General features: G+C 64.6%; 28 protein-coding genes. 2 read left to right on the plus strand and 26 right to left on the minus strand.

Annotated features, from left to right (window positions below; all coding sequences use genetic code 11):
• Positions 1–140: 140 nt before the first annotated feature.
• Genes ACQ4MJ_RS16190 through hisI form a run of 4 tightly spaced genes read right to left on the minus strand, consistent with a single transcriptional unit; the run spans position 141 to position 2,374 of the window.
• The gene (locus tag ACQ4MJ_RS16190) at positions 141–1,205 is read right to left on the minus strand and encodes a patatin-like phospholipase family protein (protein WP_431151970.1); all 1,065 of its coding nucleotides are present in this window, start codon (positions 1,203–1,205) and stop codon (positions 141–143) included.
• Complete coding sequence (locus ACQ4MJ_RS16195) at positions 1,198–1,584, minus strand: DUF4870 family protein (protein WP_121422438.1); 387 nt, start codon at positions 1,582–1,584, stop codon at positions 1,198–1,200. Before ACQ4MJ_RS16195 ends, ACQ4MJ_RS16190 begins: the two co-directional genes overlap by 8 nt.
• A complete protein-coding gene (locus ACQ4MJ_RS16200) occupies positions 1,581–1,955 on the minus strand; it encodes a phosphoribosyl-ATP diphosphatase (protein WP_121423050.1) in 375 nt (124 codons plus the stop codon). Before ACQ4MJ_RS16200 ends, ACQ4MJ_RS16195 begins: the two co-directional genes overlap by 4 nt.
• Positions 1,956–1,975: 20 nt before the next feature.
• Positions 1,976–2,374, minus strand: coding sequence for a phosphoribosyl-AMP cyclohydrolase (gene hisI, locus ACQ4MJ_RS16205; RefSeq protein WP_176889144.1), 399 nt, complete (start codon positions 2,372–2,374; stop codon positions 1,976–1,978).
• Here hisI and ACQ4MJ_RS16210 point away from each other — a divergent pair.
• Positions 2,364–2,606: a hypothetical protein gene (locus tag ACQ4MJ_RS16210; protein WP_228898915.1), complete on the plus strand. Its 243-nt coding sequence runs from the start codon at positions 2,364–2,366 to the stop codon at positions 2,604–2,606. The genes hisI and ACQ4MJ_RS16210 overlap by 11 nt on opposite strands.
• Before the next feature lie 8 nt (positions 2,607–2,614).
• On the opposite strand, the gene ACQ4MJ_RS16215 is transcribed toward ACQ4MJ_RS16210, so the two are convergent.
• The 9 genes from ACQ4MJ_RS16215 to ACQ4MJ_RS16255 all read right to left on the minus strand — a co-directional run bounded on the left by ACQ4MJ_RS16215 (position 2,615) and on the right by ACQ4MJ_RS16255 (position 9,605).
• The gene (locus tag ACQ4MJ_RS16215) at positions 2,615–3,190 is read right to left on the minus strand and encodes a hypothetical protein (protein ID WP_431151967.1); all 576 of its coding nucleotides are present in this window, start codon (positions 3,188–3,190) and stop codon (positions 2,615–2,617) included.
• On the minus strand, positions 3,187–3,987 hold the full coding sequence (hisF, locus tag ACQ4MJ_RS16220; RefSeq protein ID WP_121422436.1) for an imidazole glycerol phosphate synthase subunit HisF: 801 nt from the start codon (positions 3,985–3,987) through the stop codon (positions 3,187–3,189). Before hisF ends, ACQ4MJ_RS16215 begins: the two co-directional genes overlap by 4 nt.
• A 123-nt stretch (positions 3,988–4,110) precedes the next feature.
• Positions 4,111–4,851: a 1-(5-phosphoribosyl)-5-[(5-phosphoribosylamino)methylideneamino]imidazole-4-carboxamide isomerase gene (gene hisA / locus ACQ4MJ_RS16225; RefSeq protein WP_055399225.1), complete on the minus strand. Its 741-nt coding sequence runs from the start codon at positions 4,849–4,851 to the stop codon at positions 4,111–4,113.
• 65 nt (positions 4,852–4,916) lie between these two features.
• On the minus strand, positions 4,917–5,594 hold the full coding sequence (hisH, locus tag ACQ4MJ_RS16230) for an imidazole glycerol phosphate synthase subunit HisH (RefSeq protein ID WP_055399227.1): 678 nt from the start codon (positions 5,592–5,594) through the stop codon (positions 4,917–4,919).
• A gap of 51 nt (positions 5,595–5,645) precedes the next feature.
• Complete coding sequence (gene hisB / locus ACQ4MJ_RS16235; RefSeq protein ID WP_015012685.1) at positions 5,646–6,284, minus strand: imidazoleglycerol-phosphate dehydratase HisB; 639 nt, start codon at positions 6,282–6,284, stop codon at positions 5,646–5,648.
• Positions 6,281–7,402 (minus strand): histidinol-phosphate transaminase, encoded by a 1,122-nt coding sequence (hisC, locus tag ACQ4MJ_RS16240; protein WP_121422433.1) that lies wholly within the window; start codon positions 7,400–7,402, stop codon positions 6,281–6,283. The genes hisB and hisC overlap by 4 nt, the downstream gene beginning before the upstream one ends.
• A complete protein-coding gene (locus tag ACQ4MJ_RS16245) occupies positions 7,399–7,851 on the minus strand; it encodes a PIN domain-containing protein (protein ID WP_121507442.1) in 453 nt (150 codons plus the stop codon). Before ACQ4MJ_RS16245 ends, hisC begins: the two co-directional genes overlap by 4 nt.
• A gap of 14 nt (positions 7,852–7,865) precedes the next feature.
• Positions 7,866–8,090 carry a hypothetical protein gene (locus tag ACQ4MJ_RS16250; protein WP_015012682.1) on the minus strand — a complete coding sequence of 75 codons (225 nt, stop codon included), beginning with the start codon at positions 8,088–8,090 and terminating at the stop codon, positions 7,866–7,868.
• Between the two features lie 60 nt (positions 8,091–8,150).
• Entirely contained in the window at positions 8,151–9,605 is a 1,455-nt protein-coding gene (locus tag ACQ4MJ_RS16255; RefSeq protein ID WP_108497076.1) for a PLP-dependent aminotransferase family protein, read from the minus strand.
• A 151-nt stretch (positions 9,606–9,756) separates the two neighbouring features.
• Here ACQ4MJ_RS16255 and ACQ4MJ_RS16260 point away from each other — a divergent pair, with 151 nt between their 5' ends.
• Complete coding sequence (locus ACQ4MJ_RS16260; protein WP_431151966.1) at positions 9,757–10,167, plus strand: DUF2917 domain-containing protein; 411 nt, start codon at positions 9,757–9,759, stop codon at positions 10,165–10,167.
• Here the strand turns inward: ACQ4MJ_RS16260 and hisD are convergent.
• The 13 genes from hisD to ACQ4MJ_RS16325 form a co-directional block, all read right to left on the minus strand.
• Positions 10,154–11,536, minus strand: coding sequence for a histidinol dehydrogenase (gene hisD / locus ACQ4MJ_RS16265; protein ID WP_431151965.1), 1,383 nt, complete (start codon positions 11,534–11,536; stop codon positions 10,154–10,156). The genes ACQ4MJ_RS16260 and hisD overlap by 14 nt on opposite strands.
• Before the next feature lie 19 nt (positions 11,537–11,555).
• Positions 11,556–12,215, minus strand: a complete 660-nt coding sequence (gene hisG, locus ACQ4MJ_RS16270) for an ATP phosphoribosyltransferase (RefSeq protein ID WP_431151964.1) — start codon at positions 12,213–12,215, stop codon at positions 11,556–11,558.
• Complete coding sequence (gene murA / locus ACQ4MJ_RS16275) at positions 12,212–13,498, minus strand: UDP-N-acetylglucosamine 1-carboxyvinyltransferase (protein WP_431151963.1); 1,287 nt, start codon at positions 13,496–13,498, stop codon at positions 12,212–12,214. Before murA ends, hisG begins: the two co-directional genes overlap by 4 nt.
• A gap of 97 nt (positions 13,499–13,595) precedes the next feature.
• Entirely contained in the window at positions 13,596–13,838 is a 243-nt protein-coding gene (locus ACQ4MJ_RS16280; RefSeq protein WP_010462096.1) for a BolA family protein, read from the minus strand.
• A 13-nt stretch (positions 13,839–13,851) separates the two neighbouring features.
• The gene (locus tag ACQ4MJ_RS16285; protein ID WP_121507446.1) at positions 13,852–14,607 is read right to left on the minus strand and encodes an ABC transporter permease; all 756 of its coding nucleotides are present in this window, start codon (positions 14,605–14,607) and stop codon (positions 13,852–13,854) included.
• Positions 14,604–15,542, minus strand: a complete 939-nt coding sequence (locus tag ACQ4MJ_RS16290; protein ID WP_055399246.1) for an ABC transporter ATP-binding protein — start codon at positions 15,540–15,542, stop codon at positions 14,604–14,606. The genes ACQ4MJ_RS16285 and ACQ4MJ_RS16290 overlap by 4 nt, the downstream gene beginning before the upstream one ends.
• A gap of 58 nt (positions 15,543–15,600) precedes the next feature.
• Positions 15,601–15,873, minus strand: coding sequence for an STAS domain-containing protein (locus ACQ4MJ_RS16295; RefSeq protein ID WP_055399248.1), 273 nt, complete (start codon positions 15,871–15,873; stop codon positions 15,601–15,603).
• A 9-nt stretch (positions 15,874–15,882) separates the two neighbouring features.
• Complete coding sequence (locus tag ACQ4MJ_RS16300) at positions 15,883–16,527, minus strand: MlaC/ttg2D family ABC transporter substrate-binding protein (protein ID WP_055399250.1); 645 nt, start codon at positions 16,525–16,527, stop codon at positions 15,883–15,885.
• Positions 16,528–16,705: 178 nt separating this feature from the next.
• Complete coding sequence (locus tag ACQ4MJ_RS16305) at positions 16,706–17,500, minus strand: MlaA family lipoprotein (RefSeq protein ID WP_431151962.1); 795 nt, start codon at positions 17,498–17,500, stop codon at positions 16,706–16,708.
• The gene (mlaD, locus tag ACQ4MJ_RS16310) at positions 17,497–17,985 is read right to left on the minus strand and encodes an outer membrane lipid asymmetry maintenance protein MlaD (RefSeq protein WP_426306557.1); all 489 of its coding nucleotides are present in this window, start codon (positions 17,983–17,985) and stop codon (positions 17,497–17,499) included. Before mlaD ends, ACQ4MJ_RS16305 begins: the two co-directional genes overlap by 4 nt.
• Before the next feature lie 35 nt (positions 17,986–18,020).
• A complete protein-coding gene (gene mlaE, locus ACQ4MJ_RS16315) occupies positions 18,021–18,803 on the minus strand; it encodes a lipid asymmetry maintenance ABC transporter permease subunit MlaE (RefSeq protein WP_055399256.1) in 783 nt (260 codons plus the stop codon).
• Positions 18,800–19,618 carry an ABC transporter ATP-binding protein gene (locus ACQ4MJ_RS16320; protein WP_431151961.1) on the minus strand — a complete coding sequence of 273 codons (819 nt, stop codon included), beginning with the start codon at positions 19,616–19,618 and terminating at the stop codon, positions 18,800–18,802. The genes mlaE and ACQ4MJ_RS16320 overlap by 4 nt, the downstream gene beginning before the upstream one ends.
• Positions 19,619–20,018: 400 nt before the next feature.
• Positions 20,019–21,497 (minus strand): glutamate synthase subunit beta, encoded by a 1,479-nt coding sequence (locus ACQ4MJ_RS16325; RefSeq protein ID WP_431151960.1) that lies wholly within the window; start codon positions 21,495–21,497, stop codon positions 20,019–20,021.
• Positions 21,498–21,525 lie beyond the last annotated feature (28 nt).

Consider the following 21,525-nt stretch of genomic DNA (forward strand, 5'->3'; position numbering starts at 1 on the left):
ACAGGTCACCAGGCGCTGCTCGCCATCCAAAGCGGTCGCAACCGGCGCGCGCGAAGCCAGTGCCACCGTGGAACTGGCTTTGCCAGGCCACGGGTGGCGTCCCCCAAGGGGGAAGGCGCCGTAGGCGGCACAGGGGGGCTTCATGTATTTTCAGCGATATTGATGGTGGGCCGCACACCCACATCCTTGCGGTGCGCGTGCAGCCATTCCTGCCCGGCCGTGCGGCCGAGGGCGAAAAGCTTGCGCACAAAGGCCATGTCTGCACGGGCCTTGCTGTCGGCGCCAAAGGGCGCCAGCACGGCGCCGCCGTCGATGCGGTGCATGCGCACGCTTTTGTAGCGGCGCGCATCCAGCTTGCCCTCGGCCAGCAGACGGCGCACGAACTCGATGGCGCGCAACTCGGCCAGCAGGCTGGCATTGAAGGTGACTTCGTTCATGCGCTCCATGATTTCCTGGCCTGAGTGGGGCAGATCCAGATGTTCGATGGGGTTGATCTGCACAAGCAGGATGTCGGAGGTCTCGGTCTGATAGATCAGCGGGTGCAACGCAGGGTTGCCCGAATAGCCGCCGTCCCAGTAATGCTCACCGTCGATTTCCACGGCCTTGAACAGCGCTGGCAGGCAGGCCGACGCCATCACGGCATCCGCGCTCAGCCGGGGGCCAGAGAAGATTTCGCCGCGCCCGGTGCGCACGTTGGTGGCGCACACAAACACCTTGGGCCCGCCCGCCGCAGCGCTGGCGCGGCGCACAGTGCACAGCAGGTCAAAGTCCACCTCGCGCTCCAGCAGGCGGCGCAGCGGGTTGATGTCGAGCGGATTGGTCTGGTAGGGCGAGAGCCACTGGCGCATCAGCCCCATCATGGGGTTGGCGGCCGACAGGGGCGAGCCCCACATCAGGCTGCCCAGCGTGCCCACGCCCTCCCACAGCCGGGTAAGCGTTTCACGCGCCTGGACGCAACCGGCCAGGTGCGCTTCGTGCGGGTCTTTGTGCTCCTGCGCGGCTTTGGCAAAGCCGTGCGCCATGGCCACGGCATTCATCGCGCCGGCGCTGGTGCCGCTCACGCCATCAAACTGCCACTGGCCATCCTCCAGCAAGGCATCCAGCACACCCCAGGTGAGCGCACCGTGGGAGCCCCCACCCTGCAGGGCCAGGTTCAGCCGTGGCAGGGATGACAAGTGCGACAGGGACGCCGTCGGTTCAGGCATCCACCGCCTGGTTCTTGCTCATGGCCAGCATGCCGCGCACGATGCGGTACAGGAACCACAGCGAGATCAGCCCCCAGGCAATCCAGCCCGGCGCAATCAGCAGCAGCCACAGGGGCGCGGTCACCACATACAGAACACCAGCCCAGATCGTCGAGCGGATGCGCCAGGAGAAATGATTGGCCTGCCAGGTGCCCTCGGCATCGCTGCGCTTGACCAAGTCAATCACCAGCGCAATGACCAGCAACAGCGCACTGGCCTGCGCGCCTGGCAGCACAGCCCCCACGGCCACGATGAGGTGCAGCACATAGCTGACCCAGCCGATGTTCTTCAGGCCCTGGGCCTTTTGCTCATTGCTTTGCACATCGATGATGTCGTTCATGGGGTCCCTTCTTCGGCAGTGCGCGCAACCACCTTGCGCAAGGCTTTTTCCTCGATGCCGCTGGTGCCCTCGCGGCGCTCCAGCTCGGTCAGAACATCGGCAGGCGTGAGGCCATAGTGGGCCAGGGCCACCATGGAGTGGAACCACAGGTCGGCCACTTCGTAAACCAGCTTGGACTTGTCGGCGCCGTGGTCCACATCCTTGGCCGCCATGACGACTTCGGTGGCCTCCTCGCCGATCTTCTTCAAAAACGCATCCGGCCCCTTGTGCAGCAGGCGCGAGACATAGCTCTTGTCGGGATCGCCACCGTTGGCAGGCTTGCGGCTTTCAATCACATCGGCAAGGCGTGCGAGGGAATCGTTGGAACTCATGGTCTTGTCGTCCATTGCCATTACTTGTAGATGGATTCAGGGTCTTTCAAGACCGGATCGACCGCGTGCCAGGCTCCGTCCTTGAGCACGCTGAAAAAACAGCTGTGGCGGCCTGTATGGCAGGCGATGCCAGGCTCGTGGCCGAGCTGGGTGACCTTGAGCAGCACCACATCGTTGTCGCAGTCCAGGCGGATCTCGTGCACGGTCTGCACGTGGCCGGACTCTTCGCCCTTGAACCACAGCTTCTTGCGCGAGCGGCTGAAGTACACGGCGCGGCCGAGTTCTGCCGTCTTGGCAAGGGCCTCGCGGTTCATCCAGGCAAACATCAGCACGTCGCCCGTGCCCTGCTCCTGCGCAATCACGGGCACCAGGCCCTGCGCGTCCCATTTCACTTCGTTGAGCCAGTTCATGGGCGGGATTGTCGGTGATTTGAATGACCAGCCCGCCTGCCGCGCGAGCGGTTTTGAGGTCATTTTTGCCTCTAGCGCTTATCCATCAAGCGCTAGCAGCTATCAAAATGAGAGTTCAATGAAAAAACAGATGCATCGTCGGGCAGCTTGCAGCCAATTGCAGCACTGCGCAGCGCGTAAATCTGACTACAAAAACAACAGCTATCAGCGCTTTCACACTCAGCGCCAGAACCACTTTTGATCGAAGATTTACTTTGCCACGGTCAATAACACCCACTTGCGATCCCAGTTCTTGCGGCCCAGGTACTTGATGGCAAACGCATAGCGCCCCGGGGGCAGAAAATCCTGCGTGAGGGTTTCCTGCTGCGTCACCACGGGCTGGCCATTCACGCGCACGCTTTGCTGCGCTACCAGCTCCGATTCGCTCTCCAGATCTTGGCCGTCGAGGGCATAGACGGTGACATCGGGCTCTTCCTTCTCATCGCCCACCAGCGGCAAACCCAGCGTGTTGGCGCGGGTTTCCACGTCCAGCGCGAGCGTGCCTAACACGGGTTCGCGCACGATCCAGTGCACGTCACGCACATTGCTGTTCAGCGTCTGGAGCAGGGCCTTGAGCTTCTCGAATTCGGCCTTGTCGGCAATCACCTCCACCGGCTTGCCGCCGATCGTCGCGTCAAAGCAGCGGCCAATGCGGTGCACACAGGGCAGGCGCTCGGAAAAACTCGCATACGACGGGGGCGGCACCTGCTGCGCCGCAGCGGGCAGTGCCATGGCCGCCAGGGCCACCACCAGCGCCCAACGCGCGCCCGCGAATGCCGTCGTCACAGACGCACCGGAATGCCGCGCTCGGCCATGCGGGCCTTGGCCTGGCCCACGGTGTATTCGCCGTAATGGAAGATGCTGGCGGCCAGCACCGCGTCGGCGCCGCCAGTCTGGATGCCGTCGGCCAGGTGGTCGAGGTTGCCCACCCCGCCCGAGGCGATCACGGGCACGCTCACCGCATCGCTCACTGCGCGGGTCAGCTCCAGGTCAAAACCCGCCTTGGTGCCGTCGCGGTCCATGCTGGTCAGCAGGATTTCGCCCGCACCGCGCTGCGCCATCTCGGTGGCCCAGGCAATGGCGTCCAGGCCGGTGTTCTTGCGCCCACCGTGGCTGTACACGTCCCAGCCCGCACCCACGGGCTGGCCGTTGGCACCCAGGCGCTGCGCATCCTCGGCCGAGCGACGCTTGGCGTCGATGGCCACCACGATGCACTGAGCACCGTACTTGGCAGACACGGCGTTGATGACGTCAGGGTTGGCAATCGCGGCCGAGTTGAAACTGGTCTTGTCGGCGCCCGCATTGAGCAGCCTGCGCACGTCTTCCACAGTGCGCACGCCGCCACCCACGGTGAGTGGAATGAACACCTGGCTGGCCACGGCCTCGATGATGTGCAGGATGAGGTCACGGCCATCGCTGGTGGCGGTGATATCGAGGAAGGTGAGCTCGTCAGCGCCCTGCGCGTTGTAGCGCGCGGCAATTTCGACCGGGTCGCCTGCGTCGCGCAGCTCGACGAAATTGACGCCCTTGACCACACGGCCTCCGGTGACGTCGAGACAGGGAATGATTCGTTTTGCGAGCATGTCAGTGAGCGATTCGTTGATTAGGCGCTACCGAGGCCAGCAGACGCCGTGGAACTGGCTTCGCCAGGCCACTGGCGTCGTCCACTGGGGGAAGCGGCGAAGCCGCTCAGGGGGTGATCGGTTTCAGCCGTTCAGTTCGTCGGCACGCGCTTGCGCCGCAGCAAAGTCGAGGTCGCCGCTGTAGATGGCGCGGCCGCAGATCACACCTTCGACGCCTTCGCTCTCCACCGCGCACAGCTGCTCGATATCGGCCATGTTCGACAGGCCGCCCGAGGCGATGACGGGGATGCTCAAAGCCTGGGCCAGCTTCACCGTAGCGTCGATGTTGATGCCCGAGAGCATGCCGTCGCGGCCGATGTCGGTGTAGATGATGGATTCGACGCCCCAGTCCTCGAACTTCTTGGCCAGGTCCACGACCTCGTGGCCGGTGAGCTTGCTCCAGCCGTCGGTAGCGACCTTGCCGTCCTTGGCATCGAGCCCCACGATGATGTGGCCGCCGAAGGCGCTGCAGGCGTCCTTCAGAAAACCGGGGTTCTTGACCGCAGCCGTGCCGATGATCACGTAGCGCAGGCCGCCGTCGATGTATTTCTCGATGGTGTCCAGGTCGCGGATACCGCCGCCCAACTGCACGGGAATGTCGTCGCCCACCTCTTTCAGAATGGACTTGATGGCGCTGTAGTTCTTGGGCACGCCCGCAAACGCACCGTTCAAGTCCACCAGGTGCAGGCGGCGTGCACCGGCATCCACCCATTTGCGCGCCATGGCGGCGGGGTCTTCACCAAAGGTGGTGGATTGGTCCATATCGCCTTGTTTGAGGCGTACGCAGTGGCCGTCTTTGAGGTCGATGGCGGGGATGAGCAGCATGGTGGTGAAGTTCGGGTGAAAAAGGGCGAGACGCAGCTCGGCCCGAACGGGTGGCGGTTAAGGGATCAGGGATTCCAGTGCAGAAAATTGCGGTACAGGGCCAAGCCATGCTCCGCGCTTTTCTCCGGGTGAAACTGGGTCGCAAAAATATTATCGCGTGCAATGGCGGCGGCGAACAAACCGCCGTAGTCCGTTTGCCCTGCGCAGTGGGCAGGATTTTGCGGCACGGCGTAGAAACTGTGCACAAAGTAAAAGTAGCTGCTGTCCGGCACGCCAGCCCACACCGGGTGCACGCCACCGCCGTGGTGGGCGTGGGGCATCTGCCGCACCTGGTTCCAGCCCATCTGGGGCACCTTGAAGCGGCTGCCGTCAGGCTGGGTGCGGCCTGCCAGGTCGAACTTGAGCACATCGCCAGGGATGAGGCCAAGGCCCGGCGTATCCCCCTCGGCGCTGTGGTCCAGCAGCATCTGCATGCCCACGCACACGCCGAACATTGGCTTGGAGGCAGCGGCTTCGAGCACCGATTCCTGCAGGCCGGACTCGCGCAGCTCGCGCATGCAGTCGGGCATGGCGCCCTGCCCTGGCAGCACGATGCGCTGGGCGGCACGCACGTCTTCGGGGCGCTGGGTGACGACCACGGTCCAGCCCGTGCCCTCGGCGGCGGCCTGCACGGCCTGCGACACTGAGCGCAGGTTGCCCATGCCGTAGTCCACGACCGCCACTGTTTTTGCTTCCATATTCATAGCTACTAGCGCTTATCCATCAAGCGATAGCGCCTGATTTAACCCAAAATTTCACAACGAACCCTTGGTGGAGGGGATGACACCGGCCGAGCGCGGGTCGCGCTCCAGCGCCGCGCGCAGCGTGCGCCCGAACGCCTTGAAGATGGTCTCGCACTGGTGGTGTGCGTTGACGCCCTTGAGGTTGTCGATGTGCAGCGTGACGCCCGCGTGGTTCACAAAGCCCTGGAAGAACTCGAACACCAGTTGCGTGTCGAGCTGGCCGATGCTCCCGGCCGTGAACTTCACATCCATGTGCAGCCCGGGGCGGCCCGAGAAATCCACCACCACACGCGACAGCGCTTCGTCCAGCGGCACGTAGGCATGCCCGTAGCGGCGGATGCCTTTCTTGTCGCCCACGGCGCGCGCAAAAGCCTGGCCCAGCGTGATGCCCACGTCTTCCACGGTGTGGTGGCCGTCGATGTGCAGGTCACCCTCGCAGTCGATGTCGAGGTCGATCAGCCCATGGCGGGCGATCTGGTCGAGCATGTGGTCGAAGAAGCCGATGCCGGTGTGCAGCTTCGCCTGGCCGGTGCCGTCGAGGTTGATGCGCACACTGATGCGCGTCTCGGCGGTGTTGCGGCTGACCTCGGCGATGCGGTCGGCCATCGGGTCGGCCGATGGGGCGGAGGGTACAAGTGCGGAGGAAGTCATAAGGAGGCTTGGAGTGCGGCCAGCATCTGCGCGTTGTCTTCGGCATTGCCTACCGTCAGGCGCAGGCAGTTGGCCAGCAATGGGTGCATTGTAGAAACGTTCTTGACGAGCACCTTGCGGTTTTTCATGCCCTCGTAGGCCTTGGCGGAATCCGCCACACGGATCAGCACCATGTTGGCCTCGCTGTCCCAGCACTTTTCGACACCCGGCATCTGGCGCAGGGCTGCGATGAGCGTGGTGCGTTCGGCACGGATTTCCGCCGCCTGGGCGGCGAAAACTTCGGCGTGTTCCAGAGCAAACAGGGCGGCTTCGCAGTTGAGCACGCTCACGTTGTAGGGCGGGCGCACCTTGTCGATCTCGCTCACGAACGCCGAGGGCCCGATGAGGTAGCCCAGCCGCACGCCTGCGAGGCCAAACTTGCTGAGCGTGCGCATGAGCAGCACGTGCGCGTTGCGCGCGGGCTCGGCGCGCATGCGGTCGATCCAGGTGCGGCTGGCAAAGGGCTGGTAGGCCTCGTCCATGACCACGATGCCGCCCTGAGCGCCCGCGGCGTCGATGATGCGCTGCACTGCGCCCTCGTCCCACAGCGTGGCCGTGGGGTTGTTGGGGTAGGCGATGTAGGTGATGGCGGGGTTGTGCTGCGCGATGGCGGCCAGCATGGCGGGCTCATCCAGCTCGAAGTCGGGCGTGAGCGGCACGCCGACAAAGTCCAGGCCCTGCAGCTGCGCAGACAGCGGGTACATCACAAAACCCGGCATGGGCGCCAGCATGGTGGCGCGCTGGCCCGTGCCGGGCTGTGCGCAGGCCAGGGCCAGCAGGGTGATGAGTTCGTCCGAGCCATTGCCCAGCACCACGCCGTAGCCCTCGGGCATCCCGGCGTATTTCGCGAGCGCCGCCTTCAGGTCCAGCAGGCGGTCGCCGGGGTAGCGGTTGAGCGCCACCGCGCCCAGGCGCTGGCCCAGCGCGGCCTGGAGGTGCGCGGGCAGGCGGAACGGGTTCTCCATCGCGTCCATCTTGAGCATGCCGGTGGAGGGCTGCACGCCGTAAGCGTGCATGGCGCGCACGTCGGGGCGGATACGGGCCAGGGCTTGGAGAGGAGACGACGCAGGAGTAGTCATTCGGTGGTGTCCAGTTCGTTGGGGGTGACAAGAAAAGGGTTGATCGGCCGCACGGCGTCCATCGGCTGGTCGTGTGGCAACGCTTCGGTGAGCAGGTAGCGGCAGCCCTGCTGATGGGCGGACGAGAGGATGAGCGCATCCCAGTAGCCCAGGCGGTAGCGGTCCTGCAGGTCCCAGGCGCCGTCCACCGTGTAGGAGTCGAGGTGCGGCGGCAGCCACACGCGCAGGCGGCGCACCTGGGCGCGCACCTGCTGCAGCACGTGGGGGCCATCAAAACGCTGGATGGCCTGGTTGTACAGCTCGTTGAGCACCTGCGAGCTGATGCGGCCGCTGCGCGTCTGCCAGCAAAAGCTGATCCATTCACGCGCCCGCGCCTGGCGCCCGGTATCGCGGTCGTCCACGCTGGCGAGCAGGATTTCGGTATCGACAAAGATGGGGACGGTGGCCATGCGTTTTTCCCGGTTCAGCGCAGAAACAAGGTTTCGCGCGGCACATAGGGCCCGCTGGAGGCGCCCCAGCTCTCAAACCCCAGCGCCTCGCGCATGGCCTGGGCGTAAGCGTCTTCCTGGCGCATCTTTTCGGCCAGCCATTCACCGAGCAGGCGCGAGACGCTGCTGCCGCGCTTGGCGGCTTCCACGCGGACCCATTCGGCAACGGTGTCGTCCATGGTCACGGTGATGTTTTTCATGGACTAAATATTACACGAACTTCGTGTACCACGAATTTCGTGTTGATTAAAACACCACAATCAAGCCGCCTTGCGCTGTGCCCCGCCCTGCAGCATCTGGCACGCCATGTCACCCACGGTGCGCAGCGCCTCCAGATGGGCAGGCGACCAGTCGCCGCCCACGCCAATGCGCAGGCAGTTGCGGAACCGCCCGCTGGCGCTGAACACCGTGCCGGGTGCGATCAGGATCTGCCGGGCCAGGCAGGCCTCGTGCAGTTGCACGGAATCGAGCGCGCGAGGCAGCTCCAGCCACAGCAGCAGGCCGCCGGGCGGGTCACTCACGCGCGTACCCTGCGGGAAGTGCGCGGCAATCACGTGGCGCACCTCATCCATGCGCGCCGCCACGGCCGCACGCAGCTGGCGCATGGCGGCGGCGTGGCCCGTCTGAGTGATGAGGTCGGCCAGGGCCAGCTCCAGCACGGCGGACTGGCCACCCGCCTGCAGGTCCTTGATGGCGCGCAGCTTGTCGGCCCAGCGGCCGGCCTCCAGCCAGCCCAGGCGCAGGCCCGGCGCCAGCGTCTTGGAGAACGAGTCGCACAACATCACATGGCCTGTGGTGTCGTACGACTTGACGGTGCGGCGCATCTCGTCCACCTCGACCAGATCGTTGTAGATCGCGTCCTCGATGACCGCCATGTCGTGCCGCGCCGCCATCTGCACCAGGCGCCTGCGCTCGGCCTGGGGCATGCAGCTGCCCAGCGGGTTGCTGAGCGTGGGCACCACCATCACGGCCTTGACGGGCTGGGTGTCCAGCGCGAGCTGCAGCGCATCAAGAGACAGTCCGTTGCGCGGGTGGGTGGGAATCTCCAGCGCCTTGAGGTGCAGGCCCTGCAGCACCTCCAGAAACGAAAAATGCGTGGGTGACTCCAGCGCCACCACGTCGCCCGGCTGCGTCACCGCGCGCAGGCACAGCGCAATGGAGTCCATGCAGCCGCCGGTGATCACGATATTCTCGGGGTCCAGGCTGCAGCCCAGGCTGACGGCATAGCGCGCCAGGGCGCGGCGCGCGTCCTCATGGCCCGACGAACCGGGGTAAGTGCACAGCAGGTTGCGGTGGCGCTGCGCGGCGCGCACCACGGCGCGGCGCACGCGGTCGGGGTTGAACAGCTCGGGGCCGGGCGTGCCGCTGCTGTACGAGATCATGTCCACCGGCTGGTTGCGCCCCAGGATACGCTGGCCCAGCCAGTCCACCGACACCTCGCGCGGGCGGCGCATCGGGCGCGGTGTGCTGGGCTCGGGCAGGCTCACCGGCCGCGCCGCCACAAAAAAGCCTGAGCGCGGGCGCGCGGTGATCAGGCGCGCATCTTCGAGCCAGTGGTAGGCCTGCACCACCGTGGTCTGCGCCACGCCGTGCTGGCGCGCCAGCTCACGCACCGAGGGCAGCTTTTCGCCGCGCGCCAGGGTGCCGTTGCGGATCAGCTGCGCAAGTTGTTCGGCGATTTGAAGGTACAGCGGGGGTGCGTCATCGGTGGCCATGCTGCATTCTGTACTGGCACTTTGGCCGACAGACAGTACAGAGACGGCCCAGTGCGTACAGTACAGATGGGCCGGTTCGCTGTTCTGTACTGGGCCAGATCGCACGCGCCTGTGGCTGGTGGCCCACGGCAGCTGGCCGCACAGTGAAGGCATGAACACGCTGCACACCCCCACCCCACCGTCGCCCGCACTGCCCAGCCAGCCTGCGGTTCCTCTCACGCTGCAATGGAAGCGCCAGCCCCTGCCGCCCTTGCAGGCTGTCCAGGTGCTGGACTTCCGCGCAGGCGACATTGCCCTGCTCGAAGTCGAACAAGGCCGCGTCTGGGTGACCTGTGATGGTCTGCTGGAAGATTATTTTCTGGAGGCCGGACAGCGTCTGTCGTTCGCCGGACCGGTGCGGCTGCGGGTCAGTGCCGAAGGCCACCGGCCCGCGCGGCTGAACTGGGCGCAGCACCGGGCAGTGGCAGGAGCCGCCTGTCCGCCTGCACCCGCCGCATCTCAGCCCAAGGCGTCGGCACCCACACAGGGTGCCCTGCCCCGGGGGGCGATCAGCGCGGCTTGACTCCAGCTTTGAGCCGCATCTCGGCCGCCTGCGCGTGGGCCTGCAGGCCCTCGCCGTAGGCCAGCTCGGCAGCAATCGTGCCCAACACCTGGGCACCGGCTTCGCTCACTTCGATGATGCTGCTACGCTTCTGGAAGTCGTACACGCCCAGCGGGGACGAGAAGCGTGCCGTGCCGCTGGTGGGCAGCACGTGGTTGGGGCCTGCGCAGTAGTCGCCCAGGCTTTCGGAGGTGTAGGCCCCCAGAAAGATCGCACCGGCGTGGCGCAGCAAAGGCTCCCAACGGTGCGGGTCGGTGCTGCTCACTTCCAAATGCTCCGGAGCGATGCGGTTGCTGATCGCGCAGGCTTCTTCCATGTCCTTGGTGAGGATCAGCGCGCCCCGGCCGGTAAGGCTCTTGGCGATGATCTCGGCGCGCGGCATGGTGGGCAGCAGGCGGTCGATCTCGCGCTGCACGGCGTCGAGGTAGGCGGCGTCGGGGCACAGCAGGATGCTCTGCGCCAGCTCGTCATGCTCGGCCTGGCTGAACAGATCCATGGCCACCCAGTCGGGCGGTGTGGTGCCATCGGCCAGCACCAGGATTTCGCTCGGGCCTGCGATCATGTCGATGCCCACGGTGCCGAACACGCGCTTCTTGGCGCTGGCCACGTAGGCGTTGCCGGGGCCGGTGATCTTGTCGACCTTGGGCACGGTGGCCGTGCCGTAGGCCAGCGCGGCCACGGCCTGTGCGCCGCCGATGGTGAAGGCGCGGGTCACACCGGCCACGTAGGCGGCTGCCAGCACCAGCTCGTTGCGCTCGCCCCGGGTCGACGTGCCCTCACCCGAGCCGCCGGTCGCCACGCTGCCGCGTACGGGCGTGGGCACCACCATGATGATTTCCTGCACGCCCGCCACATGGGCCGGGATGGCGTTCATCAGCAGGCTCGACGGGTAGGCGGCCTTGCCGCCGGGCACGTAGATGCCCACGCGGTCCAGCGGTGTGACCTTCTGGCCCAGCAGCGTGCCGTCTTCGTCGCGGTAGCTCCAGCTCTCGCCCGAGGCTTTTTTCTGCGCTTCGTGGTAGCTGCGCACGCGCTTGGCGGCGGCCTGCAGCGCGTCGCGCTGGGCCTGGGGGATGGCGTCAAACGCGGCCTTGAAGTCGGCCTGGGTCAGCTCCAGCGCGGCCATGTTCGGTGCCGAGAGGCCGTCGAAGCGGGCGGTGTATTCGAGCACCGCCGCATCGCCGCGCTTTTGCACGTCGGCCAGGATGTCGGCCACGCGCTGCTCGATGGCCGCGTCGGTGTCGGCAGACCAATGCAGGCGGGCTGCAAAATCAGCCTCAAAAGTGGCCGCAGCGGTGGACAGACGGGCGGGAGCAGCTACCAAAGTCATAGTGCGTTCTAAGGTGGGTTCAGTTCTTGGGGGCAGGGATGGCCGAAGCAAACGCATCAATGATGCGGCGCAGCGGTGCCTGCTTGAGCTTGAGCGCGGCCTGGTTGACCACGAGGTAGGAGCTGATGTCCATGATGCGCTCGACCTCCACCAGATGGTTGGCCTTGAGCGTGTTGCCGGTGGACACCAGGTCGACGATGGCATCGGCCAGGCCGATGAGCGGCGCCAGTTCCATGCTGCCGTAGAGCTTGACCATGTCCACGTGCACACCCTTGGTGGCAAAGAAGTCACGCGCAATCGACGTGTACTTGGTGGCGACCTTCAGGCGCGAGCCCTGCTTGACAGCACGCTCGTAGTCGAAGTCGTTGCGCACGGCAACGCTCACGCGGCACTTGGCAATCTGCAGGTCCAGCGGCTGGTACAGCCCCTGGCCACCGTGTTCGATGAGGGTGTCCTTGCCGGTCACGCCGATGTCGGCGCCGCCGTATTCCACATAGGTGGGCACGTCGGTGGCGCGCACCAGCACCACCCGCACATTGGGCTGGTTGGTGGGCAGGATGAGCTTGCGCGACTTCTCGGGGTCTTCCAGCACCTCGATGCCGGCGGCAGCTAAAAGCGGCAGGGTTTCGTCAAAGATGCGGCCCTTGGAAAGCGCCAGGGTGATCATGTTGTTGCTCATGCTGAGATCCGTTCGATGTCGGCGCCAATGCCGCGTAGCTTCGCTTCCATGCAGTCATAGCCACGGTCCAGGTGGTAGATGCGGTCCACCACGGTTTCGCCATCGGCCACCAGGCCTGCGATGACGAGGCTGGCGGACGCGCGCAGGTCGGTGGCCATCACGGTGGCGCCGGACAGGCGGCTGGATGTGGTGGACAGGCCTTCGATGACCGCCACCTTGCCATCGGTCTGGATCTTGGCACCCAGCCGCACCAGCTCATTGACATGCATGAAGCGGTTTTCAAAAATTGTCTCGGTCACCGTGGCCGTGCCCTGCGCGATGCAGTTGAGCGCCATGAACTGGGCCTGCATGTCGGTGGGGAAACCGGGGTACTCGGTGGTGCGAAAGCCCTGGGCCTTGAGCGTGGCGCCGCCCGCGCTTTGCACGCGGATACCGCCCTCGACCGATTGCAAGGCGGCACCGGCCTCACGCAGCTTTTCGATCACCGCATCCAGGTGGTCGGCGCGGCCATGGCGCAGCACCACATCACCGCCCGTGGCCGCCACGGCGCACAGGAAGGTGCCCGCTTCGATGCGGTCAGCCACCACGCGGTGGGTGCAGCCGTGCAGTTGGTCCACGCCCTGGATGCGGATGCGGCTGGTGCCGTGGCCTTCGATCTTCGCGCCCATGGCGATCAGCATCTCGGCCAGGTCCGAAATCTCGGGCTCTTGCGCGGCGTTTTCGAGCACCGTCTCGCCTTCGGCCAGCGCAGCGGCCATGAGGAAGTTTTCGGTGCCCGTCACCGTGACCATGTCGGTGGTGATGCGCGCGCCCTTCAAACGCGTCCAACCCGCAGGCAACTTGGCGATCATGTAGCCGTGTTCGACCACGATCTCGGCGCCCATGGCGGCCAGGCCCTTGATGTGCTGGTCCACCGGGCGCGAACCGATGGCGCAGCCGCCGGGCAGCGACACCGTGGCCTCGCCAAAGCGGGCCAGCAGCGGGCCCAGCGCCAGCACCGAGGCACGCATGGTCTTGACCAACTCGTACGGCGCCTCGGGCGTGTTGAGCGCACTGGCGTCGATGCGCACCGTGCCGTCGTCGGCGCGCTCTGCGGTCACGCCCATATTGCGGATGAGCTTGAGCATGGTGCTCACATCCTGCAGCTGGGGCACGTTGAGCAGGGTCACCGGGTCGGCGGTGAGCAGCGCGGCACACAACTCCGGCAAGGCGGCGTTCTTGGCGCCAGAGACCAGCACCTCGCCTTGCAAGGTGCGTCCGCCGCGAATCAGGAGTTTGTCCATCTCTATCTAACAACCAAAATATGAATGAAAATGGCCCTTAGCGCTTATCTATCAAGCACCAACTGCTATCAATAAATGAGTAACCAGACAGGCAGTGTCACTGCGCTTGCGCCGCCCACTCGGCGGGGGTGAAGGTCTTCATCGACAGCGCGTGAACTTCATCCGTATGCATTTTCGCGCCCAGCGTGGCGTACACGCGCTGGTGGCGTTGGATGGCGCGCTTGCCCTCGAACTCGGCCGAGACGATGGTGGCGTACCAGTGGCGCCCATCGCCCTCCAGCGTGATGTGTTCGCAGGCCAGGCCGGCGGCGATGATGTCTTTGAGTTGGTCAGCGGTCATGTTGGGCTCGGAATCAGTTGCGAATTTTGTAGCCGGTGCGCAGCAGGTGCACGGCGAGAAAGCTCACGGCCAGCCAGGCGATGCCCACGATGCTGAGGCTGAGCCAGGGCGAGGTATCGCTCTGGCCAAAGAAGCCATAGCGGAACCCGTCAATCATGTAGAAAAACGGGTTGAGGTGGCTCACGGTCTGCCAGAACGGCGGCAGCGACTGGATGGAATAGAACACGCCCGAGAGGAACGTCATGGGCACGACCACGAAGTTTTGGAACGCGGCGAGCTGATCAAACTTGTCGGCCCACAGCCCGGCAATGAGCCCCAACGTGGCCAGCAGGCCCGCGCCCAGCACCGCAAACACCAGTATCCACAGCGGCGCCGCAAACTCTGGCCGCGCAAAAGCCAGCGTGACGATGAACACACCCAGCCCCACCACCAGCCCGCGCACCATGGACGAGCCCACATAGGCCACAAACCAGGCCCAGTGCGACAGCGGCGTGAGCAGCACAAACACCAGACTGCCCATGATCTTGCTCTGGATCAGGCTCGACGAGCTGTTGGCAAAGGCGTTTTGCAGCACGCTCATCATCACGAGGCCGGGCACCAGAAAGGCGGTGTAGCTGATGCGGTCGTAGACCTTGACGTGGTCTTCGAGCACGTGACCGAAGATCAGCAGGTACAACACGGCCGTGAGCACCGGCGCGGCAACGGTCTGGAAGCTGACCTTCCAGAACCGCAGGACTTCCTTGTAGAACAGGGTCTGCCAGCCGGTCATAGCGCGACACCTTCGAGTGGGATGTTGGACGCAGACGTACCGGACATCACCTGCAAGAACACATCCTCCAGGTCCGGCCTGCGGATCTCCATGTCATGCACCTCTACGCCCGCTACGCGCAGCGCTGCCAGGTGGCTTTCGATCTCTGCGGCGTCGTGCGCGGGCAGTTGCACGATACGACCGGTGACACGCGCCGCCATCGCCAGGGCGGGTGGCAAAGCCGCATCGGTCTTGAACTGCAGGATGCTGCCTGAAGCCGCCTGCAGCAGTTCGCTGGTGCGGTTCAGCGCTACGATCTGGCCGGACTTGAGCATGGCAATGCGGCCACACAGGGCTTCGGCTTCTTCCAGGTAATGCGTGGTCAGCAACACCGTGTGGCCTTCCTTGTTCAGGCGCGCGACAAAGTGCCAAAGGGTCTGGCGCAGCTCCACGTCCACGCCCGCCGTGGGTTCATCGAGCACGATGATGGGCGGCTTGTGCACCAGCGCCTGCGCCACGAGCACGCGGCGCTTCATACCGCCCGAGAGTTGCCGCATGTTGGCGTTGGCCTTGTCGGTAAGGCCCAGGTTCTCCAGCAGCTCGTCGATCCAGGCGTCGTTGTTCTTCACGCCGAAATAGCCGGACTGGATGCGCAGCGATTCGCGCACGTTGAAGAAGGGGTCGAACACCAGTTCCTGCGGCACCACACCGAGCTTGCGGCGCGCCTCGGCAAAGTCGGCCTGCACGTCGCTGCCCTGCACCAGCACACGGCCGCTGCTGGCGCGCGCCAGGCCCGCGAGGATGCTGATCAGGGTGGTTTTACCGGCACCGTTGGGGCCGAGGAGTCCGAAGAACTCGCCCTCCTCAATGTCCAGGTTGACCTGGTTCAGTGCCTGAAAAGGGCCTTTGGGCGTGGCAAAGGTCTTGGAGATGGCTTGGAAGGAGACTGCGGGCATGAAGCCCCTGATTTTACGGCCTTGCCCCGAACTGCGTTATGGCGAAGGGTATGCAGCCTCAGGACACGGGCGTGAGCAAGGTGCCAACGCCGTACAAGCCCGCCATGCCGCGCAGCGCCGTGGGCAACCCCTGCACGGCAAAGGTCTTGCCCACTGACAGCGCCTCACGCCGGCATTCCAGCAGCACGGCCAGGGCCGAGCTGTCAAACACCGTCATCGCGCTCGCATCCACCACCACACCACTTTCACGGTGCACGCGCAGCCCCTGCAGAAGCATCTGCAGGCAGGCTGTGGCCTGGCGGTGGGTCAGCTCGGGGGGGAGAACCAGCATGGAGGAGGCTCAGCCCTTGGCGGTGGAGTTGGCTTTGTTGCGCGCAGCCAGGGTCTCGATCAGGCCATCAATACCCTTGGCGTTGATCTCCTGGGCAAACTGGCCCCGGTAGGTTTCCACCAGCCAGACACCCAGCACATTCAGGTTGTAGATCTTCCAGCCTGCGCCGTCGCCAGGGGTTTTTTCGAGGCGGTAGTCAAGCTGAATGGGGTCGCCACGGCCCACGATTTCGGTGCGCACCAGCACGTCCTTGTCTTCGGGCGCAGCGCGCAACGGCTTGACCTGGATGCTTTGGTCGTTGACCTGCGCCAGCGCACCCGCATAGGTGCGCACCAGCAAGATCTTGAACTCGTCCTGCAGGCGTTTTTGCTGCTCGGGCGTGGCCTGGCGCCAGCCTGGCCCCACGGCAGCGGCAGTCATGCGGCGAAAGTTGACGTTGGGCATCACGGTCTTGTCCACCAGCGCGATCACCTTGGTCAAGTCGCCGCCCTGAATCGCCTTGTCGGACTTCACAGTGTTGAGCACGTCGGTGGACAGGCGCTTGATCATCGCGTCCGGCGCTTCGTCTGCCGCCAGAGCGGCCAGCGGCAAGCCCAGAGATGCCACGGCGGCAGCACACAGTGCCAGGTGGCCCAGGGAACGTCGGTTCATCATGTCCTCTATCCTCTACTTTCTCGTTCAGTCATGAGCCGCCATCCGGCATGCCCGTATTGCATTGTGGTGGCCGCAGAAACAACGCATGCGTCGCGGGCGTTGCGGTTTGCAAGCAAGTGCAACACGGTCGCCCGCGCTCTAGCCGCCATCGGCGGGCAGAGCCTCCCCGAAGATCACCTCAACGGGGAGGCTCTTGCGGCAATACGCCATCGTTGGCGTCTTTGCCGTCCGAGCCCTTGCTGTTCTGCAGCTCACCAGCCTGGCTGCGCACCTGCAGGAAAACGTCCCGCGTGAAGCTGTATTTGTCCAGCGCGGCACTGTCCAGGACGGAGCTTGCCCGCAAAAGATTGGCGCGCGTGTCCACCACCCGCAGTGCATAGAGCGTGTTCCGGGCCGAGACTGGGTCCACATAGCTCACCACGTTGCCCTTCATGTCCACCGGCAGCGCAAAGGTGTCGCGCACCGTGGACGGACCGAGAACCGGCAGCACCAGGTATGGGCCGGTTCCCACGCCCCATCGGCCCAGCGTCAGGCCAAAGTCCTGCTTGTAGCGGTCTATGCCCAGCTCGCTGGCGATATCCAGCACCCCACCGAGACCCATGAAGGTGTTGACATTGACGCGCATGAACGTCGAGGCGGCGGCCTCCGCGCGCAGCTGCAGCACGTTGTTCACAAACGACCAGACATCGCCGATGTTGGCGAAAAAGTTGCTCACCCCCGTGCGCACCGGGGCGGGCGTGATGTCCTGGTAGGCAATCGCCACCGGCTTGAGCACCATGGCATCAACCTGCTCGTTGAAGTTGGTCATGCTCCGGTTGTAGGACTCCAGCGGATCACGCGGGTCGGGGTTGGCCACGGTGGCACAGCCCGAAAGCAGCGCGCCAGCAAGCAGCAGCGCCAAACCGCCCAGCGCACGTGGCAAGCCCTCTTGCTTGGAGCCGGTGGGCAGGGTGGTTGTTTCAAAGTTCTTCATTTCTTGTCACCTGCCCCTGCGGGCTTACCGCCGTCTTCGGCTTTGCTGTAGAGAAACTGTCCAATGAGGTTTTCGAGCACCACGGCAGACTGGGTCGCGGTGACCATGTCGCCCGCAGCAAGGTTCTTCTCGTCCGCCCCGGCCTCGATACCGATGTACTGCTCACCCAACAGGCCGCTGGTGAGAATCTTGAGGGAGCTGTCCTTGGGGAAAGCGTAGCGGTTTTCCATTGCCAGCGTCACCCGCGCCTGGTAGGTCTTGTCGTCGAACGTGATGGACTCCACACGCCCGACCACCACGCCAGCACTGCGCACCGCTGCCTGGGGCTTGAGCCCGCCTATGTTGTCAAAGCGCGCCGTGATGCGGTAGCCGGACTGGAAATTCAGGCTCAGCAAATTGGCGGACTGGAGCGCCAGAAACACCAGTGCCACGGCCCCCAGCATCACGAACAGTCCAACCCAGAGATCGTTTTTGGAGCGTTGCATTGTTTGTTTCCTCTTCACTGCCAGCATCGCCAGCCTCAGATACTGAACATCAGGGCCGTGAGGACGAAGTCGAGCCCCAGCACGGCCAGGCACGCCATCACCACGGTGCGCGTGGTGGCACGCGACACTCCCTCGGGCGTGGGCTTGGCAGTAAAGCCCTGCAGCAACGCCACGAAGGTGACGGCAACACCGAACACCACGCTTTTGAGCACACCGTTGCCCACGTCTTTCCACACGTCAACGCCGCCCTGCGTCTGGCTCCAGAAAGCGCCGGGGTCGATGCCAATCATGAGCACGCCCACGCTCCAGCCACCAATCACCCCCACCGCACTGAACACCGCCGCCAGCAGGGGCATCGTGATCACGCCGGCCCAGAAGCGGGGGGCGAGGATGCGCTGGACGGGGTCCACCGCCATCATCTCCATTGCGCTGAGCTGCTCGCCCGCGCGCATCAAACCAATCTCGGCCGTCAGCGACGTGCCCGCCCGCCCCGCAAACAGCAAGGCGGTGACCACGGGCCCCAACTCCCGCACCAGCGACAGCGTGACCAGAAGACCCAGCGCTTCTGCTGAACCGTAGCGCTGCAGCGTGTAATACCCCTGCAGCCCCAGCACCAGACCCACAAAGAGGCCAGACACCGCAATGATGGCCAGCGAGTAGTTGCCCAGAAAATGCACCTGGTCGCGCACCAGCGAAGGCCGCATGAAGGTGGCACCCACCATCCGCACCAGCCGTACAAAAAGACGCGCGCCCATGCCAATGTCGGCCAGCTTTTGGCGCACGGCAAAACCGACATCGGAGGGGTTGTACCAGCTCACCGTGCACGCCCTCCCACAGGTCCGAAGTCCTGCACCTCGTCAGGGCCAGGGTAATGAAAGGGTACCGGCCCTGTGGGCAAGGCATTGACAAACTGGTGGACCAGGGGGTCCGTGCTGGCACGCACCTCATCTGGCGTGCCCTGAGCGGCCACCACGCCAGCCCCGAGGATGATCACGTGGTCTGCCAGCCGGAAGGTTTCCTCCAGGTCGTGCGAGACCACGATGCTCGTGAGGCCCATGGCGTCATTGAGCTGGCGGATCAGCTGCGCCGCCGTTCCCAGTGAAATGGGGTCCAGCCCCGCAAAAGGCTCGTCGTACATCACCAGCTCCGGGTCCAGCGCAATGGCACGGGCCAGGGCCACCCGCCGGGCCATTCCCCCCGAAATCTCGCTGGGCATGAGATCACGTGCGCCGCGCAGGCCCACGGCATGCAGTTTCATGAGGACCACGTCGCGGATCAGCGCTTCGGAAAGGTCGGTGTGCTCCCTGAGCGGAAAGGCCACATTCTCGAAAACACTCAGGTCGGTGAACAATGCCCCGAACTGGAACAGCATCCCCATCCGGCGGCGGACGGTGTACAAGCCAGACGCATCAAGGCGACCCACGTCCTGCCCGTCAAACAGGACTTCACCGCCCAAAGCCCGCTGCTGCCCCCCTATCAGGCGCAGCACCGTGGTCTTGCCCCCACCGGAGGCGCCCATCAGCGCCGTGACCTTGCCACGCGGCACGGTCAGCGAAACGTCGCGCAGGATGTCGCGGTCTCCGTAGGAGAACGTGACATTGCGCAGTTCGGCAAGGTGGGAGGGGTCAGACATGCAAATAGATTCAGGATTCCGGGTCGTCAGTCACCACACAGTGATTCCTCGGGCCGCAGGAAGCCGCGATGGTAGCTCAAGATGCAAACATACATACATGTATGTTTGCATCTTGAAGCATCTGCATCATGAGATGGATGGTCGCTCAGACGCCATACAACCCCGGATTGACAGAACCCTCGATTGTGCCAATAAAGATGCGCAGACGTGGAAGGCGGGGCCATCCACCTGGACTGGCGGGCGCGCGCCGGGTCCAGTCGGTGGCCTCGCCCAATAATGCGTCCGCCGCCCCTCCCCTCCCAACTTCCAAGGGCATATCCACCGATCGCTTTACGCCCTGACCAACCCGCCATGAAAAACGGCGCCGCAGCGCCGTTTCGATTGCATGTTCCGCAGCCGATCAGCGCGGCAGGTCTGAGTACCCCATGAGGAACTCATCGACTGCACGCGCGGCCTGGCGGCCTTCGCGGATGGCCCAGACCACCAGCGACTGACCACGCCGAATGTCGCCAGCAGCGAACACCTTGGGCACGTTGGTGGCATAACCGCCATCGAAGTCGGTCGTGGCGCGGGCATTGCCCCGGGCATCTTTGTCCACGCCAAAAGCTTCCAGCACGGCAGCCACCGGACTCACGAAACCCATGGCCAGCAGCACCAGATCGGCCTTCAGGATCTTCTCAGACCCAGCCACCTCGACCATCTTGCCGTCCTTGAACTCCACACGCACGGTCTTGAGGCCGGTGACCTTGCCTTTTTCTCCGATGAATTCCTTGGTGGAGATGGCGAATTCGCGTTCGCAACCCTCTTCGTGGCTGGAGCTGGTGCGCAGCTTGATGGGCCAGTAGGGCCAGGTCAACGGGCGGTTTTCCTCTTCGGGCGGCTGTGGCATCAGCTCGAACTGTGTAACGCTCGCAGCGCCGTGGCGGTTGCTGGTGCCCACGCAGTCGCTGCCGGTGTCGCCGCCACCAATCACGATGACGTGTTTGCCCTCGGCGCGCAACTGGCCCTTGAGCTTATCGCCCGCGTTGACCTTGTTCTGCTGGGGCAAGAACTCCATGGCGAAGTGAATGCCATCGAGGTCACGGCCCGGCACAGGCAGGTCGCGCGACTGCTCGGCGCCACCGGTCAGCAGCACGGCATCGAACTCCTTGTTCAGCTGCTCGGGCGTGACGGTTTCCTTGGCCCAGTTGGTGACCTTGGAATCTTTGCCCAGTCCGTCCTTGGCGGCGCCCACAAACACGCCGGTGCGAAACACCACGCCTTCGGCTTCCATCTGCTTGACGCGGCGGTCAATGTGCGACTTCTCCATCTTGAAGTCCGGAATGCCGTAGCGCAGCAGCCCGCCCACGCGGTCGTTCTTTTCAAACAGCGTGACGCTGTGGCCAGCGCGCGCGAGTTGCTGTGCTGCCGCCATACCTGCGGGGCCAGAGCCCACCACGGCCACCTTCTTGCCCGTTTTGTGCTTGGCAACGCGTGGCTGTACCCAGCTCTCCTCCCACGCACGGTCAATGATCGCGTGCTCGATGGACTTGATGCCCACGGCGTCGTCGTTCACATTGAGCACGCAGGCGGCCTCGCAGGGTGCGGGGCAGATGCGGCCGGTGAACTCGGGGAAGTTGTTGGTGCTGTGCAGCACCTCAATCGCGCTCTTCCAGTCCGCGTGGTACACCAGATCGTTGAAGTCCGGAATGATGTTGTTCACCGGGCAGCCGTTGTTGCAGAACGGCGTGCCGCAGTCCATGCAGCGCGCGCCTTGCACCTTGGCCTGGCTTTCATCCAGCCCGATGACAAATTCCTTGTAGTGCTTCAAGCGCTCGGGCACAGGCTTGTAGCCCTCTTCGATGCGCTCGTATTCCATGAAGCCGGTAGTTTTTCCCATGACGATGTCCTTGTCTATGAATGCTGTG

It is taken from the genome of Acidovorax facilis, from assembly GCF_050626955.1.
Lineage (GTDB): Bacteria > Pseudomonadota > Gammaproteobacteria > Burkholderiales > Burkholderiaceae_C > Acidovorax > Acidovorax facilis.